Origin of the sequence: Parabacteroides sp. AF17-3 (genome assembly GCF_003635445.1) — a bacterium.
Lineage (GTDB): Bacteria > Bacteroidota > Bacteroidia > Bacteroidales > Tannerellaceae > Parabacteroides > Parabacteroides goldsteinii.
In genome coordinates, this window is the sequence record NZ_QTMM01000024.1 from 78,761 (window position 1) to 96,363 (window position 17,603).

A 17,603-nucleotide genomic window follows, 5' to 3' on the forward strand; every position below is an offset into this window, starting at 1 on the left:
CGAATAACAAAATAATAAAGAGAAATAATTACCCAACGATTGTTTTGTAATTATTTCTCTTTTTATCTGGTTTGAACTATCTTGTCCCCGTGCTTGACACGGGGTCGCAAAAGAACCGGCAGTATCAAAATATACATATAGGATATGGTCTGTGCCGTTGCGATCCCGTGTCAAGCACGGGAACAGGATAGTTCAATTCTTTCTATAATTAACCCCTCTTAAAAACAGCCATTGCCATTATAACAATGTGTACAAACACATTCCTTCGGCAGGCCGATCGAAGCGATCAGGTCTTCTACTGTATTGAATTTAAGTGTAGTGATATTCAGCTGCTCACGGATACGTTCCACCAACATATTATATTGCTCGGTACCTGTTGTAGCATATTTATCCAGATCTTTTGCATCATCCCCTTCCAGTTCCTTGACAATCCGGCGGGCAATCAGTTCCAGGTGGGACTTGGAAGCAGAAAAACCGACAAACGGACAAGCATGCAGGATCGGAGGACATCCGATTCTCATATGCACCTCTTTCGCTCCATATCCATATAATATATTTACATTATCGCGAAGCTGTGTTCCGCGAACAATCGAATCGTCACAGAAAATCACCCGTTTCCCTTTCAGAAGGGCACGGTTCGGGATCAGTTTCATTTTAGCAACCAGGTCACGTACGGACTGGTTGGCCGGGGTAAAGCTACGGGGCCATGTCGGTGTATATTTAACGATAGCACGACGGTAAGGAATCCCTTTACCTTCAGCATATCCCAGCGCCATACCAATACCGGAGTCAGGGATACCCGATACAAAATCAGCATCCACCTCATCCTTCTTCGCCATAGCCAGACCGCTGGCATAACGGGAAGCATCTACGTTCACCCCTTCATATTCAGAGACCGGATAACCATAGTACACCCATAAGAAAGAGCAAACCTGCATTTTCTTATTCGGCTTACGCAACTGCGTCATCTTGTCTGCCGTAAGCATAACCACTTCGCCTGGTCCTACATTATAATCTATTTCATATCCCAGATTCGGGAAGCTGCAAGGTTCGCTTGATGCCGCATAGGCACCTTCTTTCTTACCGATCAGGATCGGAGTACGCCCCCATTTGTCGCGTGCGGCAATAATGCCTTCCTCTGTCAGAATAAGCATCGAGCAGGAACCTTTAATCTTTTCGAAAACAATTTCCACACCTTCAACAAACGTCTTACCCTGAGAGATCAGTAATGAAATCAATTCAGTCTGATTGATCTGGCCGGAACTCATTTCTGAAAAGTGACATCCCTTATCCAGCAATTCATTCTGTAGTTCCTCCAGATTGTTCACCTTGGCTACGGTCACAACGGCATATTTACCTAAGTGAGAATTAATGAAGATTGGTTGAGGATCTGTATCGCTGATGATACCTATACCTGAATTCCCCTGGAATTTCTCCAGTTCACTTTCAAAACGAGTACGGAAATAAGAATTTTCCAGATTATGGATAGAGCGTTTGAAGACGCCTTCGTGTAGGGTTGCCATACCGCCTCTGCGGGTTCCCAGGTGAGAATTGTAGTCTGTGCCGTAAAATAAGTCAGTTGCACAAGACGAATTAGAAATAGTTCCGAAAAAACCACCCATTGTTCTTAGTGTTTTTGATTTTTGAATTAGGGTACAAATGTACAAGAATATTTATACATATACCAAATGTAAAGTTGAATCTATAGAAAAAAAGATAACCGCCGAAACAATTGATAAAATACCTCCTTCCAAAAATCTGTTTCATCCTATTGAAACATTTGTTTCATTAGGTAGAAACACTTGTTTCATTACAATGAAACACTATCTATACTGTGTTAATGTTTTTAGTTGACTACTTTCAGCCTCATCTATAATAGAAGTTGACTCGATATAGAGTTTACCGGTAAGATAAATCAAGCCGGCAATAAAGAATAAACACTTTTTAACCACAACTAAAATAAAAGGTTTACAGCCACTTAGAAACAAATATCACCTGTAATGCATAAAAACGCTTGCATTGTAAAAAATAATATCTACTTTTGCACCCGGGTAAGTCCTACACGGCATGCTCCCTCGGAATCCCCCAGGGCTTGACCGCAGCAAGGGTACTTGGTTGTAGCGGCGCGATGTAGCAAGCTTACCCACCTGCCTCTTTAGCTCAGTTGGCCAGAGCACGTGATTTGTAATCTCGGGGTCGTTGGTTCGAATCCGACAAGAGGCTCAGAAGAATTGGAAATAGATAATTAACAATTGAAAATTCAAAAATTTGGAAGAGGAGGTTTATGACAATAAACTTCCTCTTTTTTTATTGTTATACATTGCATATTATAACAAAAGGATTAATTTTGCTGATAGAAACTTTAAAACAGCAGCACAAATGGAAGAAAATAAAGGTCTACTATTAAAAAGCGCGATGACTTATGGTTTAGCCATGGGAATTTTCTGGGTGATCAAGTACCTGTTCTTTATTTTCAGCAATACGGTTCCTGCCCTAAACATTATATATATAGTGCTTACACTGACAGTACCGTTCATCGCCTATTATCTGACAAAACGATACAAACAGGACATCGGCGGAAAGATCAGTTTCTTTCATGCCTGGCGCTTCGGCACAATGCTTTACTTTTTTGCCGCATTGATCGTCGCCCTCGAACATTTCGTGTTCTTCCAGTTTATCGCTCCGGCCGATTTTCTGGCAAACTCCGTAAACCAGATGATCGAAGTACTGAAAGATTCACAGGTAAGCACCGAAGTCATGGAAGCAATCGGAAAAACCAATTTCACTCCTATCCATATGGCTATTCAGGGTGTTTTCAATAATATATTTTATGGTATTATACTTTCGATACCGGTAGCAGCCATTCTGTGCAGGAACAATGAAACCGGTACGATCAGACAAGAACAATAAGGAGAAACAATACAAATAATGGATATATCAGTAGTTATTCCGTTGTACAACGAAGCCGAGTCTCTACCGGAACTGGAAGCATGGATAGAGCGGGTGATGAAAGAACATAACTTTACTTACGAAATTATATTTGTAAACGACGGCAGTACGGACAATTCATGGGAAGTGATCGAGGGTTTACAGCAAAAGAATCCTTGTATCAGAGCCATCAAGTTCCGTCGCAATTACGGCAAATCACCCGGACTGCATTGCGGTTTCGAGCGTGCCCAGGGAGATGTCGTCATCACCATGGATGCCGACCTCCAGGACAGTCCGGACGAAATCCCGGAACTCTACCGTATGATCACGGAAGACGGATACGACCTCGTTTCAGGATGGAAAAAGAAACGGTACGACCCGTTATCCAAAACGATCCCGACAAAGCTATTCAATGCCACGGCCCGCAAATTCTCTGGCATAAACAACCTGCACGATTTCAATTGCGGCCTGAAGGCTTACAAAAATGTCGTTATCAAAAATATCGAAGTGTACAACGATATGCACCGGTATATTCCATACCTGGCAAAGATTGCCGGTTTCCATAAGATCGGTGAAAAAGTCGTACAGCATCAGGCACGCAAATACGGAACAACCAAATTCGGGCTAAACCGTTTTGTCAACGGCTATCTGGATTTGATCACGTTATGGTTTACTTCCAAATTCGGAAAAAAGCCGATGCATTTCTTCGGTCTGTGGGGAAGCGTGATGTTCTTTATCGGTTTCATCGCATTGGTATTCGTATTAAGCATGAAACTGATCTCCATGTTCTCCGGCGATTTACGTCCGTTGGTAACAAACTCTCCATATTTCTATATATCGCTTACTGCGATGATCCTCGGAACGCAAATGTTCTTAGCCGGATTCATCGGCGAGTTGATTTCCAGGAATTCATCCAATAGAAACAACTATAAGATAGAATCAGAAATATGAGTACACCCGGGGTGGAAACTTTTTAATTTATGTCAATTATAGAAATAGTGTTACTAGCCATCGGATTATCGATGGATAGTTTGGCCGTGTCCGTAACCGGCGGAGCAGTAATCCGGAATTGCACTGTGTGCAATATGGTTAAGATCGGCTCTTTTATGGGTATCACACAGGCCACAATGACAGTTCTGGGCTATCTGGCCGGTGTCGGATTCCAGAAATACATTACAGCCTTCGACCACTGGATCGCTTTCATCCTGTTGCTTTACCTGGGAGGTAAAATGATATACGACAGTACGCAGGAAGAAGATGAAGACTGCAAAACAAATCCGCTCTGCAACAAAACATTGTTCGGACTGTCCATAGCAACAAGCATCGACGCACTGGCTATCGGTATCTCGCTGGCTATCCTGAAATCGGATATCATCATCCAGGCTTCCCTGATCGGAATCATCACATTCCTTATGTCTGTTTCAGGCGTTTATTTCGGAAGTCGTTTCGGACGTAAGGTGGATTTGAAACTCGACCTGATCGGCGGACTGATACTAATCGGTATCGGAGCAAAAATATTGATAGAACACCTGTTCTTCTGCTAATAAAATAAATGTATATGAAAAGTCAGGAATTACGTAAATTGGCACCGGAACTCGATTCACTCCGCCTCGGTAGTGGTTGGAGCATTGAAGATCTCAGCAAACCGCAAATCATCGTTGAGAGCAGTTACGGACACAGCCACCCCGGAAGTGCCCATCTGAACAAGCTGGTGGAAGAAGCCGGCAAAGGTATCAGCGATGCCGGAGGACGGGCTGCCAATTACTACGTCACTGACATTTGCGACGGCGAAGCACAGGGGCACGACGGAATGAACTATTCGCTCGTATCCCGCGATATCATGGCAGCCATGATGGAGATACACGTAAAAGCAACGCCTTTCGATGCGGGAATATTCATTACCAGTTGCGACAAATCGGTGCCCGCCCACCTGATGGCGATCGCCCGGCTGAATATGCCGGCCCTGCTCCTGACGGGAGGTATTATGAAAGCCGGCCCCAACCTGCTGACTTTAGAACAAATCGGAACATACAGTGCACAATACGAACGGAAAGAAATAAGCGAAGAGCAATTCCTCGCTTATAAAAAAGATGCCTGCCCGACTTGCGGAGCCTGTTCATTTATGGGAACAGCCTCGACAATGCAGGTAATGGCCGAAGCGCTGGGTATCGCACTGCCGGGTTCGGCCTTGGTCCCTACGCACGTACATTATATAAAAGAGATATCCCGGTATGCCGGCCAGCGTTCCGTCGAATTAGGAAAAGAAGAGTTACTGCCTTCCGATATCCTGACAATCGACGCTTTCAGAAATGCTATCATAGTGCACGCCGCGATAGCTGGCTCCAGCAACAGCCTGCTACATCTGCCGGCCATTGCGCATGAACTAGGCATCGACCTTCCGCCTGAATTATTTGATGAAATCCATCGCCAAATTCCTTTTTTACTGAATATCCGTCCAAGCGGATTCTGGCCGGGCGAATATTTCTGGTATGCCGGCGGCGTTCCCGCCATTCTGGAAGAACTGAAAGACGTACTTAACCTGGACATCCGGACAGTAACAGGCAAAAGCCTGGGAGAAAATCTTGAAACACTCCGCACAAACGGATTTTATGAAGGATGCCGCAAATACTTGTCCCCGCTTGGAGTAAAAGTCAGCGACATTATCAAACCTTTTAAAAGTCCGATCCGGAAACAAGGAGCGATTGCCATATTAAAAGGGAATCTCGCCCCGGAAGGAGCCGTTGTCAAACATGCCGCCATCTCCCCCAACCTGATGCAGGCAACATTAACGGCCCGTGTATTCGATAGCGAAGAAGAAGCATTGCAAGCTGTATTGCAGAAAAATATCCATCCGGGAGAAGCCGTCTTTATCCGTTACGAAGGCCCGAAAGGCAGCGGAATGCCGGAAATGTTTTACACGACCGAAGCCATCGCCTCCGACCCGGAACTGGCAGAAAGCATTGCCCTCATTACCGACGGACGTTTTTCCGGAGCTACCCGCGGCCCGGCCGTCGGACACGTCTCCCCGGAAGCATACGACGGCGGTCCTATCGCCCTGGTTGAAGACAATGACCTGATCCGTATCGACATTCCTGCCCGTAAGCTCGAGATCATCGGAACCAACGGCTTCCAACAATCACCGGAGGAAATAGACCGGATTTTGTCGGAGCGTCGTAAACAATGGACACAGCCTGTATCCCGCCATAGCCGCGGTATCCTGGATATTTTTACACGCAACTGCGCATCTCCCATGAAAGGGGCTTATATGGAAAACAAAAAGGCTTGACAACTGACATTGATTGAATTACAATAAATTTTAGTATCTTTGCTGCGCTAAAATTTAAAGAGATGTACAAGAAGATCATTCTGGCGGCCGGTTTATGGATACTTATGTTCACTGCCTGTACAAAACAGAAACAATATTTCGAAGAAAGCGGTTCCGTTTTTCATACTATCTATCATATTAAATATGAAGGTTCTGAAATACTGACAGAAAAGATTGATGCCGAGTTTCAAAAGTTCAATCTTTCGTTAAATCCGTTCAATCCGAACTCTATCATATCAAAAGTGAACCGGAATGAGGCGGTCGAAGCAGATGACTGGTTTATCGAGGTGTTCAACAAAGCAAAAGAAGTATCCGACCATTCGGAAGGCATTTTCGATATCACCTGTGCTCCTCTGGTCAATCTCTGGGGATTCGGTTTCAGCAAAATGGACAGTGTGACTCCTCAAATGATCGACAGTATCAAACAATTCGTCGGTTATCAGAAAGTCAGACTGGACGGACGGAAAGTAGTAAAAGATGATTCCCGTATCCTGTTGAATTGCTCCGCGATTGCCAAAGGATATGCAAGCGATATCATAGCACGTCTGCTCGAACGTGAAGGCATTGAAAATTATATGGTCGAAATTGGTGGCGAAGTAACGATGAAAGGCGTCAACCAGAACGGGAAATGCTGGCGTATAGGAATCAATAAACCGGAAGACGATTCAACCGGAATAAAAAACGATATAGAAGAAGTAGTCCAGTTATGCAAAAAAGGAGGCGTTGCCACATCCGGCAACTACCGTAACTACTACATCAAAGATGGAAAAAAGTACGCCCATACGATTGACCCGCGTACCGGATACCCATCCGAACAAAGCATATTAAGCGCAACAATTGTAGCTGAAGATTGTATCACCGCCGATGCTTATGCGACAGCCTTCATGGCAATGGGGCTGGAAAAAGCACGTGAAGCGGCAAAAAATATTCCCGGTATTGAATATTATGTAATCTACTCCGATGAAAACGGTAAACATCAGATAGAATACTCTACCGGTATGCTTCAATATCTGCCAAACAGGCCGATTGAAGCAATGCTGAACGAGTAGCAATTTTTTATGAAGAATTTTATTAATCAATTTGAATGCAAAGAAGTAAAAGCCGGTGAAGTAGTATATGACACAGAACAAATGGGAAACATATTACTTTTTGTCACTACAGGCAAACTTCTCATCTGTTCGAAAACGGCAACCCCGGTAGTAGAAGTCGATGAAGGGTATTTCGTTTTATTGCCTACGGAAAAACGTCATATCATAACGGCTATCACAGATGCACAGACAGTACTCATGCATGCGGGAACTTTATCCACAATGATCACGGAAGATCCGGAGTGGAATCCGGAACGTCCGGTCGTTCTACCGACTTTCCCGTCATTAGCAAAAACACTATTTTTGCTTGAATCCTATCAGAAAGAAAAAAGGTCTAATATAAATTAGACCTTTATTTACTTTCATTATTTTCTCCTTTTAAAACTTCTTGATCAGGAACGATGGATTGATCCGGAAATAAATCCCTGCCGAAAAACTGGTAGCGCTGCCGGATTTACCGACTTCACCAGCCCCCGGTCCAAACTTATCGACAGACAGATGCTGATATACATCCACATCTACCCCCAGGGAAAAACCTTTCCCAAAACTCTTTGAGTATTCCAACCCCAGATAAACCATATTTTGCCCGCCAAAAGAAACATTTTCATCCGATGTCGATACCGCCCCATAAAACGGACTGCCGAACATGGAGATGAATTTATTACTGTTCCAATAAGATGTTTTCACCCGAAAATCGTAAATATCCGCAGATGCCCGGACATAAAAACCGGAGCCGCTACCATATGGCCATAACTTACCGGCCTGCTGATAATAACCAGCGACATCAAATTCAAGATTTACATTCCGGAATATCGGATTACCTGTGTTCCAAACCGTACCGACTCCCACAGCGCCATTCATCAAAGTTTGTACAGAGTTAGTAAATATCGTATCGATCTCCCCTCCCCGATGTTGGGCCAATCCCTGCACCGGTGCATAAAAATGAAAACGCGCATCCGGATCATTCAATTTATAACGCCCCGACAACCCGACAGTAAAAGCCTCCTGATGCGTATCTTCCCGGAAAATAAAACTTTCCCAGTTCACCCAGACATCCAGGTCAAATCTGCGGGAGTCATACAACAACTGAAGTCCGGCTTCCGGATCAGCCGTCAGGTTCAACTCCGGATTATATAAAGGTTCGATCAGGTTATGATTAGCACCGCCATAAATATCGCCAAGAACAATATTCACATGATCGGACAAAGCCATCTGCGCCCGAAAAAAAGGAAGGACATGGAAGCCATGCTGGTACTGGTCGCCTTTCCATTCGGCAATATCCTGATAAGCCAGGCTCGGATATTTCTTTGCACCCCAATAACGGAGCATATGCACCCCCAACTCAAGTTTTATATTACCCAGCGGATAAAAAACAGCTTTCGGTTGTATCCAGAATCCCGGCAAAGAATATCCTTTCATAATCGAACCGGTATATTCATTATCTTTAAAGAAACTTATATTATCCAGTTCGACAGATAATTGCCCTTTCTTTTCCGGATCGATCCGGTGGTCCGACTTAAACACCCGGTCGGAAATTTGTGCCTGGGCCGAACATACAACAAATAGATTTGCAATCAGAAAGCAAATACCCGGCAGAAGCAGACGGGTAGATTTCAAGGGAAGAGTTTTCATTTATTTCAAAATTTGCAGCAAACGTAAGAAATTATCAGCAATAAAAAAAGGGATACGGATGTTTAGCTTCCGTACCCCTTCTCTTATACTATTTGTTAAAACTAACTCAACGTCTTGGAGTAGCTTCTTTAACAACCATCTGACGGCCTTCGTATTCAGCACCGTTCAATTCATTGATTGCATTTCTTGCTTCGCTTTCATTTGTAAATTCTGCGAATGCAAAACCTTTTGATCTGTTAGTGTCGCGATCAATGATTAACTTTACTGATTCTACAACTCCATACTCTTCTAAAACCTGCTGTAAGTCAGATTCTCTAACCCGATAGTTCAGGTTACCAATGTAAATATTCATACAAAAATGATATAAAATAATTAATAAAAAAACTGTAACAAATAATCTTGGAAAGGTCCATTACTACAAAATAAATTCACTTGTTGAATATTACATCGGAGATAAAAGAGCAATTTCTGAAAACTATGTTGTTCACATGCCACAAAGGAAAGTATTTTTATTCGATAAACAACTATATTCGTCAAAATTATTTGTGAAACCAATCTATTTTTATAGTTTTGTAACAAAATAGTTCAAGAGATAGATATTTTTTATCTTACGTACAACTCAAAAAACAAGCCTTTAGTACGAAGAGAATAGTACTTTTGTACAGAAAGACTGGCAAGTTATTGGAAATTATAGTATTTTTGACCAATTATATCGCATATTTATCCTTTTTAATTCAATTAAGAAGGCCTAAATTTGCACAATTATTTTTGAACTTAAATTGACATGGAAAAAATCGAAGTAAAAGAAGCTAAAGGGAAACTTGGCATTCTCGTTGTGGGTGTAGGTGGAGCAGTATCAACCACCATGATTACAGGTACTCTGGCTGCTCGTAAAGGAGTAGCGAAACCAATCGGCTCAATCGCCCAGATGGCGACTATGCGATTGGAAAGCGGAGAAGAGAAAGCAATCAAAGACATTGTGCCTTTGGCTGATCTGAACGATATTGTATTCGGCGGTTGGGATATATTCCCTGATAATGCATACGAAGCTGCCATGTATGCTGAAGTATTAAAGGAAAAAGACCTGAACAATGTGAAAGAAGAATTGCAGGCCATCAAACCGATGCCGGCTGCATTCGATCACAACTGGGCTAAACGCTTAAACGGAACGCACATCAAACAGGCTGCCACCCGTTGGGAAATGGTAGAACAACTGCGCCAGGACATCCGCGATTTCAAGGCTGCCAATAATTGCGAACGTATCGCTGTTTTATGGGCTGCAAGTACTGAAATCTACATTCCTCTGTCAGATGAACACATGTCGCTTGCCGCATTGGAAAAAGCGATGAAGGAAAACAATACGGAAGCTGTTTCCCCGAGTATGTGTTATGCTTACGCTGCTATCGCAGAAGGCGCTCCGTTCATTATGGGTGCTCCTAACCTGTGTGTAGACACGCCGGCTATGTGGGAATTCTCCAAACAGATGAATGTTCCTATCTCCGGAAAGGACTTCAAGAGCGGACAGACATTAATGAAGACTGTATTGGCTCCGATGTTCAAAACACGCATGCTGGGTGTAAGCGGCTGGTTCTCCACCAACATCTTAGGAAACCGCGACGGCGAAGTATTGGATGATCCTGCAAACTTCAAGACAAAAGAAGTTAGTAAACTGTCTGTGATCGACAATATCTTCGAACCTGAAAAATATCCGGACCTTTATGGTGACGTATATCATAAGGTACGTATCAACTATTATCCTCCCCGCAAGGATAACAAGGAAGCATGGGACAACATCGACATCTTCGGATGGATGGGCTATCCGATGGAAATCAAGGTAAACTTCCTTTGCCGTGACTCTATCCTCGCCGCTCCTATCGCTCTCGACCTGGTATTGTTCAGCGACTTGGCTATGCGTGCCGGTATGTCCGGTATCCAGACTTGGTTGTCATTCTTCTGCAAGAGCCCGATGCACGATTTCGAACACCAGCCTGTTCACGACCTGTTCCAGCAGTGGAGAATGGTTAAACAGACTTTGCGTGATATGATCGGAGAAAAAGCACCTAGCTATCTGGATTAATACACACATATAAAAAGACTTCTTCTATCCGTCCAAAAACGATTTTTTCCTCGGATAGAAGAATTTCTTTTTCATATATCAATCATCTTAATTCAATTAGTTTCTGACAAATATGGATTATGCAATCATTGCAGCTGGCGAGGGTTCCCGCTTGGTGCAAGAAGGAGTAAAATGGCCCAAACCACTGGTACAACTAAACGGTACGGCGTTAATTGATCGTTTGATCAATGTTTTTCTGAAAAACGATGCGTCATCTATCAGTATTATTGTAAATGAAGAAATGACGGAAGTGCAGGAGCACTTGCGAAAACTGGAACTGCCTGTTCCTTTTTATCTGCTGGTTAAATCCACGCCCAGTTCCATGCATAGCTTTTATGAGCTCAGCCACCATCTGGACAGCGATCATATCTGCCTGACAACCGTCGACACGATTTTCAAAGAAGAAGAGTTCGGCGGATACATCCAGGCGTTCCTGAAAGAAAGTCAATTGGACGGGTTAATGGCAGTAACCGATTTTATAGATGACGAAAAACCTTTATACGTAGATACAGACAACGATTTAGTAATCCGGGGCTTTCTGGATAAACAAGGAGAACCGCCATGTTCTTATATCTCCGGCGGTATTTACTGCCTGCGACGTTCCGGACTGAAAGTTCTGAATAATGCAATCGGACAAGGCATGTCACGTATGCGCAACTACCAACGTCAGCTTATTGCTGAAGGATTAAAGCTGAAAGCTTATCCATTCAGCAAAATCGTAGACGTCGATCATGCCGAAGATATCAAAAAGGCCGAAGATTTTTTAAACAGTTGATAGTTGACAAGTGACAACTAAATAAAAAAGTAATGAGTAAACTAACAATAGCAGGCATCCGCCGGGAAAATCAATTTTCCCCCAACCATATCGGTAACGATGCCGCCATCTTCTCTCTGACCGTCCAACATCTGCGCGATCTGGGATGTGAAGTAAACGAATACATAGAATCAGATCTGATAATCCATCAATTTGAAGAGACAGCCATCTTCAATATGGTCAGAAACTGGACTTCTATCCATAAACTACAGCAGATGGAAGATCAGGGTTATACCGTTATCAACTCCGGCTATGGAATAGAAAACTGTACACGCGAGAAAATGACCCGCCTGTTAATGTCGAACAACATCTCACATCCGGCCAGCCTGATCCTTCCTACCGATGAAGACCCGACAGCCGCACTGGAAAAAGCCGGATTTTATAACTGCTGGATCAAACGAGGCGACTTTCACGCCATCCACCGGGAAGATGTCACCTACGTCAGGAATCCGGAAGAAGCCAAAACAATCCTGAAAGAATACGCCATCCGCGGAATCAAGACTGCCGTAGTCAACGAACATCTGGTTGGCGACCTGGTTAAGTTCTATGGCGTGACCGGAACTGATTTCTTTTATTGGTTCTACCCCTCCAACCAACATCACAGTAAATTCGGGTTAGAACAGATAAACGGAACGGCCAAAGGCATTCCGTTTGACGATTCAAAGTTGCAGCAACTTTGCAGCCAGGCGGCAGAAGTACTGAACATTCATATTTACGGTGGTGACTGTATTATTTCAGATGACGGATCGATCCGGCTGATCGATTTCAATGACTGGCCCAGTTTTGCTCCCTGCCGGGACGAAGCTGCCCCCCTGATTGCCCGCCGCATCTATAATTTAATCAGCAAGTAATGGAAGAAACAAAAAAGAAACCCGATATAGAGTCTACACTCAAATCCCTGGATACCGAAGAATTCATCGATATCCACTTCTATCGCCCGATCGGTTATCGTTGGGCGTTATTCTTCAATAAGCTGGGAGTATCCCCCAATACAATTACCGTAGCCAGTATATTTATAGGTATTGCAGCCGGTATTTGTTTCTATTACCAGAGCCTGACAATAAATATCATCGGTATGTTATTGCTTATCTGGGCAAACTCATACGACAGCGCCGACGGACAGCTGGCCCGCATGACTGGTAAGAAAACACCATTGGGTCGTATTCTGGACGGAACAGCCGGCGACTGCTGGTTTATTGCTATCTATGCCGCCATCTGCCTTCGGTTGACACCGGAATGGGGTATCTGGATCTGGATATTTGCTGCTATCACCGGATTTTTCCACAGCAAACAAGCCGCCATGGCTGATTATTACCGGAATATCCACCTGTTATTCCTGAAAGGAAAAGCCGGAAGCGAACTCTCCCACTCTCCCGCCCTGAAAGAGAAATACAAGACGATGAGTTGGAAAAAAGATTTTATCTACAAACTTTTTGAAACATTTTATATCAACTATACCGTCGGGCAGGAAGCATTGTCACCGAAGTTTCAGAAAATGATGAACATCATCCGGACCAAGTATCACGATGAAGCTCCGGAATGGTTCCGGAAAGCCTTCCGTGAAAAGAGCCTTCCGATGATGAAATACACGAATATGCTGTCATTCAACACACGTGTCATTGCTTTATTCGTCAGTCTTTTCATCGATATGCCCTGGCTGTATTTCGTATTTGAAATGACAGTATTGAATATCATGCTGGCATATATGATCGTAACACACGAACGTTTCTGTGCCCAATTCACTAAAGAACTCGAATCAAAATCATAAATATATGTTCGAATCAGACAAGATAAAAGGAATCATATTCGATTATGGCGGTACCATCGACAGCAATGGCATGCACTGGGCCGAAGTGATCTGGATGGCTTATCAGGCCGAAGAAGTACCGGTGAGCAAAGAGATCTTCCGGAATGCCTATGTGCACGGCGAACGGACGTTAGGTAAAAATCCGATCGTAAAGCCCCATCACACTTTCCTCGACATGCTGCGCCTGAAGACAGACATACAGATCGAATGGCTCAAAGCCGGCGATTTTATCCCCGAAGCGTATGCCACTCCCGGATTAAAACAGCGGCTGGCCGACTGGTGCTATGCTTATGCACGGAAGTCGATCGACACAGCTCGTCCCATACTGGAGGCATTGTCTCAAAAATACCCGCTGGTACTGGTCTCCAATTTCTATGGGAACATCGAATCCGTACTAAAAGATTTTCATCTGGATACTTATTTTAAATCGATTGTCGAATCAGCAGTTGTCGGTATCCGCAAACCCGATCCGGCTATATTCGAATTAGGTGTAAAAGAATTATCATTACCGGCAGAAACGATCGTCGTAATCGGGGATTCTCACGATAAAGACATTATCCCCGCCACGTCTATCGGCTGCAAAACAATCTGGCTGAAAAGCATCGGCTGGAGCGATTACCGGGGGGATGAATCGGCCGACCTGGTTATTACCGATTTCACAGAACTGGAACAGGCATTCAGCCTATAGACTTTCTGACCATCAATAATTCAATAGAAACCTTTCCAATCTCAAAAGTAGTCCTATCTTTGTTACCAAAAAGACAGGACTACTTTTATGATAAAAAAATATGCACTAGTACTATTCGTACTACTCACATCATGTGACCTGATAGACTACCATCCATACGACGGCAGAATCACGTACAAGGAAGACAAAGATATCAATGAAATGAATATTTTTAAAATCCGGAACGCCTGCCAGGATAAAGACACCATCCGTTTTATCTTTACAGGCGACACTCAGCGCTGGCTGGATGAAACGAATGACTTCGTGAAACATGTCAACCAACGGGACTCTATCGATTTTGTCATTCACGGAGGTGACCTGACCGATTTTGGTATCAAAAAAGAATATATCTGGCAACATTCAATTTTATCCAAGCTAAAAATACCTTATGTTGCCCTGATCGGCAATCATGACATTATCGGCAACGGGGAATTGGTATACGAGGATATGTACGGTCCTAAAAACTTCTCATTCAGCGTCGGCCCCTCACAGTATTATGGTGGAGGTGGTGCAATCCGTTTCATCTGCCTGAATACAAATGCGCTTGAATACGATTACTCTATTCCTGTACCCGATTTCTCCTTTATAAAGGGTATACTGAACAGTACAACAGAAGATGATAAATGCACGATCTTTGTTATGCATGTGCCGCCCGGAAGCGAGCAATTCAATAACAATGTGGCAGATATCTTCCAGGAAAAGATACGGGAATTTCCCAATCCTCTTTTCTGCTTGCATGCCCACGACCATAACATTGCCGCCCGCGACCTGTTCGATGACGGGATCATTTATTATTGCTGCGACAATATCGGCAAACGTACTTATTTACTCTTTACCGTAACACCTGATGACTACTCATATGAAATCGTTAAATTTTAAATTACTACTGCTCTTAACCTTGCTTTTTCCGTTTTATACAAATGCTCAGGACAGTATCCCTGCCCCAACTTTGTATGACAGACATATAGAAAGATACACTTCACTATGGGAAAATCTTATCCCCCGGTACAGTAAAATACAATTTGCCGGTTCCATGGGCATGTTCTCTTTCGGGATCGGATGGGACTACTACCGCCATCACTGGGAAACAGACCTTCTCTTCGGATTTGTTCCCAAAACCGCCCGTAACCTGAAAGCTGAAAGTTCAAAAAAACGTCACACCATGGCAACATTCACGGTAAAGCAAAATTATATCCCCTGGAGAGTTCCTTTGCATAAAAACATTGATTTCGAACCGTTAACAACAGGGTTATACATTAACACCCTGCTTGACAGAGATTTTTGGGTACAAAGCCCTGACAAATACCCTAAAGGCTATTACTTCTTTTCAACAAGAGTACGGACCCATATTTTTCTCGGCGAACGTGTCACCTTTAAATTCAATAATCCGGGAAGATGGCATAAATCAGTCACGCTGTTTTACGAACTCAGCTCATGCGATCTGTATATCCTTAACAAATTTGGAAACAAATATCTGAAGCCGAAAGACTATCTCAGCCTGTCATTTGGCCTGAAGTTTCAGATATTGTGATAAGAAATATTATACTTCCATAAGAGATTACTCATCACTACATTATAATAAATACAAATATTTGTATATACCATAGACTATATTTGTTATTTTTAACCAGCAACCACACATTACTTATTGTATCATTTAACACATAAAAACAATCTTCAAAAAAACTTCAAAACAAGGGTCTGAACCGCCTTTCACAATACACAATAACAAGCTATAACCCACAGACATACCATAAAAAGTAATGACTAAAAAAAACGATCGTTTTAAGTAGTCATTATTTTGTCTATTTTAACAATTGAAGCAATTTCTATATAAGTTTTGAAAATTAAAATCTAAATATTTTTTCTTTGTTGTAGATATGAATAAAATGCCTACCTTTGCGGTGACTAAAAAAAACGATCGTTTTAGCTAGTCATTGTTTTTCGTCAGCTCACATCTGTGACTGACGAACTTTGTTGTGTCAATACCTTATAGTTTGTTATGATTTATATATTCATTGCTATTTCTCTACTTATATCAATAGTTCTATCAGCGCTTATTATTCCAAGGATTCTCGTCGTAGCTTTCCGAAAAAAGTTATTCGACATCCCCGACGAACGAAAAGTCCATAGCGGAATAATTCCCCGTCTGGGCGGCATATCATTTGTCCCCACCATCCTATTTTCATTGGCTTTCACCACCGGATTAAGGTATCTTATCGGTTATGAAATCGCCATTGAGAGCCTTCATTTCATAGTTCCTGAATTTTATTTCTTAGTCTGTGGCTTAACGTTATTGTATTTATCAGGCATAAAAGATGACCTGGTCGGACTGCGTTACCGAAGCAAATTCGTTATACAGATCATAGCAGCCTCCCTTATCCCCCTGTCCGGCCTATGGATCAACAACCTGTATGGCCTTTTCGGAATTGAGGAACTGACTCCCTGGCTAGGAATCCCTTTTACAATCCTATTAACTGTATTCATTGTTAATGCGATCAATCTAATTGATGGTATTGATGGGTTAGCGTCCGGGTTAAGCAGTATATCACTGTTAACTCTCGGCAGCTTATATATCTATTATGACCAATGGATTTATGCCATGCTTGCATTTTCTACACTGGGAGTACTACTTCCCTTCTTCTATTATAATGTTTTTGGAAATGTAGATCGCTGTAAAAAGATATTTATGGGAGATACAGGTAGTTTGACACTGGGATATATATTAGCTTTTTTGGCGATTTCCTATACCAATAACAATCCTGAAAGAGCACCATATTCAGAGGGAGCTATCGTTATAGCTTTCTCTACACTAATCGTACCTATGTTCGATGTGATTAGGGTAATATTGGTACGCGCCCGAAATCACAAAGGATTATTTAACGCAGATAGAAATCATATACATCACAAATTTTTGGATATGGGTTTCAGTTCTCTCAAAGCAATGATTTGTATACTAACGATGGCGTTATCATTTAGTGTTATCAATATTATATTAGCATCTGTCATAAATAATAATATACTACTTTTGGTAGATATAGTCACTTGGATTATCTTGAATTTATGGTTTGATTGGATAAGAGATTCAAAAAAATAAAATATAATCAACTAAAAAAAATCGAAATACCCTTCCTTTTAATAACATTTAGAACTATCTATAATTATC

17 protein-coding genes and 1 tRNA gene are annotated in these 17,603 nt (G+C 42.6%); 15 read left to right on the forward strand and 3 right to left on the reverse strand.

What is annotated here, in order from left to right:
- Positions 1-218: 218 nt before the first annotated feature.
- Positions 219-1,622 (reverse strand): amidophosphoribosyltransferase, encoded by a 1,404-nt coding sequence (locus tag DWW91_RS25235; RefSeq protein WP_010799878.1) that lies wholly within the window; start codon positions 1,620-1,622, stop codon positions 219-221.
- A 527-nt stretch (positions 1,623-2,149) separates the two neighbouring features.
- Between DWW91_RS25235 and DWW91_RS25240 the strand changes: the two genes are divergently transcribed.
- From DWW91_RS25240 to DWW91_RS25270, 7 genes are all read left to right on the forward strand, one after another.
- Positions 2,150-2,223, forward strand: a tRNA-Thr gene (locus DWW91_RS25240).
- Positions 2,224-2,379: 156 nt separating this feature from the next.
- Positions 2,380-2,910, forward strand: coding sequence for a DUF4199 domain-containing protein (locus tag DWW91_RS25245; RefSeq protein WP_122329278.1), 531 nt, complete (start codon positions 2,380-2,382; stop codon positions 2,908-2,910).
- 18 nt (positions 2,911-2,928) lie between these two features.
- Positions 2,929-3,879 (forward strand): glycosyltransferase family 2 protein, encoded by a 951-nt coding sequence (locus DWW91_RS25250; protein ID WP_010799880.1) that lies wholly within the window; start codon positions 2,929-2,931, stop codon positions 3,877-3,879.
- Between the two features lie 29 nt (positions 3,880-3,908).
- Complete coding sequence (locus DWW91_RS25255; protein WP_122329263.1) at positions 3,909-4,472, forward strand: manganese efflux pump MntP family protein; 564 nt, start codon at positions 3,909-3,911, stop codon at positions 4,470-4,472.
- 14 nt (positions 4,473-4,486) lie between these two features.
- The gene (gene ilvD, locus DWW91_RS25260; RefSeq protein ID WP_122329279.1) at positions 4,487-6,214 is read left to right on the forward strand and encodes a dihydroxy-acid dehydratase; all 1,728 of its coding nucleotides are present in this window, start codon (positions 4,487-4,489) and stop codon (positions 6,212-6,214) included.
- Between the two features lie 62 nt (positions 6,215-6,276).
- Complete coding sequence (locus DWW91_RS25265) at positions 6,277-7,302, forward strand: FAD:protein FMN transferase (RefSeq protein ID WP_122329264.1); 1,026 nt, start codon at positions 6,277-6,279, stop codon at positions 7,300-7,302.
- Positions 7,303-7,311: 9 nt separating this feature from the next.
- On the forward strand, positions 7,312-7,689 hold the full coding sequence (locus DWW91_RS25270; RefSeq protein ID WP_007652871.1) for a hypothetical protein: 378 nt from the start codon (positions 7,312-7,314) through the stop codon (positions 7,687-7,689).
- A gap of 30 nt (positions 7,690-7,719) precedes the next feature.
- On the opposite strand, the gene DWW91_RS25275 is transcribed toward DWW91_RS25270, so the two are convergent.
- Positions 7,720-8,973: a hypothetical protein gene (locus tag DWW91_RS25275; protein WP_122329265.1), complete on the reverse strand. Its 1,254-nt coding sequence runs from the start codon at positions 8,971-8,973 to the stop codon at positions 7,720-7,722.
- A gap of 106 nt (positions 8,974-9,079) precedes the next feature.
- The gene (locus DWW91_RS25280) at positions 9,080-9,325 is read right to left on the reverse strand and encodes an RNA-binding protein (RefSeq protein ID WP_007652869.1); all 246 of its coding nucleotides are present in this window, start codon (positions 9,323-9,325) and stop codon (positions 9,080-9,082) included.
- Between the two features lie 432 nt (positions 9,326-9,757).
- Between DWW91_RS25280 and DWW91_RS25285 the strand changes: the two genes are divergently transcribed.
- The 8 genes from DWW91_RS25285 (at position 9,758) to DWW91_RS25320 (ending at position 17,534) form a co-directional block, all read left to right on the forward strand.
- Positions 9,758-11,050, forward strand: a complete 1,293-nt coding sequence (locus DWW91_RS25285) for an inositol-3-phosphate synthase (protein ID WP_007652868.1) — start codon at positions 9,758-9,760, stop codon at positions 11,048-11,050.
- 112 nt (positions 11,051-11,162) lie between these two features.
- A complete protein-coding gene (locus tag DWW91_RS25290) occupies positions 11,163-11,864 on the forward strand; it encodes an NDP-sugar synthase (protein WP_007652867.1) in 702 nt (233 codons plus the stop codon).
- 32 nt (positions 11,865-11,896) lie between these two features.
- The gene (locus DWW91_RS25295) at positions 11,897-12,754 is read left to right on the forward strand and encodes a hypothetical protein (RefSeq protein ID WP_048315874.1); all 858 of its coding nucleotides are present in this window, start codon (positions 11,897-11,899) and stop codon (positions 12,752-12,754) included.
- Positions 12,754-13,671: a CDP-alcohol phosphatidyltransferase family protein gene (locus DWW91_RS25300; protein WP_007652864.1), complete on the forward strand. Its 918-nt coding sequence runs from the start codon at positions 12,754-12,756 to the stop codon at positions 13,669-13,671. Before DWW91_RS25295 ends, DWW91_RS25300 begins: the two co-directional genes overlap by 1 nt.
- A gap of 4 nt (positions 13,672-13,675) precedes the next feature.
- Positions 13,676-14,398, forward strand: coding sequence for an HAD family hydrolase (locus DWW91_RS25305; RefSeq protein ID WP_048315873.1), 723 nt, complete (start codon positions 13,676-13,678; stop codon positions 14,396-14,398).
- An 87-nt stretch (positions 14,399-14,485) separates the two neighbouring features.
- On the forward strand, positions 14,486-15,316 hold the full coding sequence (locus DWW91_RS25310) for a metallophosphoesterase (protein ID WP_007652861.1): 831 nt from the start codon (positions 14,486-14,488) through the stop codon (positions 15,314-15,316).
- On the forward strand, positions 15,297-15,968 hold the full coding sequence (locus DWW91_RS25315) for a hypothetical protein (protein ID WP_044214539.1): 672 nt from the start codon (positions 15,297-15,299) through the stop codon (positions 15,966-15,968). The genes DWW91_RS25310 and DWW91_RS25315 overlap by 20 nt, the downstream gene beginning before the upstream one ends.
- Positions 15,969-16,439: 471 nt before the next feature.
- The gene (locus DWW91_RS25320) at positions 16,440-17,534 is read left to right on the forward strand and encodes an MraY family glycosyltransferase (RefSeq protein WP_122329266.1); all 1,095 of its coding nucleotides are present in this window, start codon (positions 16,440-16,442) and stop codon (positions 17,532-17,534) included.
- The last annotated feature ends 69 nt before the right edge of the window (positions 17,535-17,603 follow it).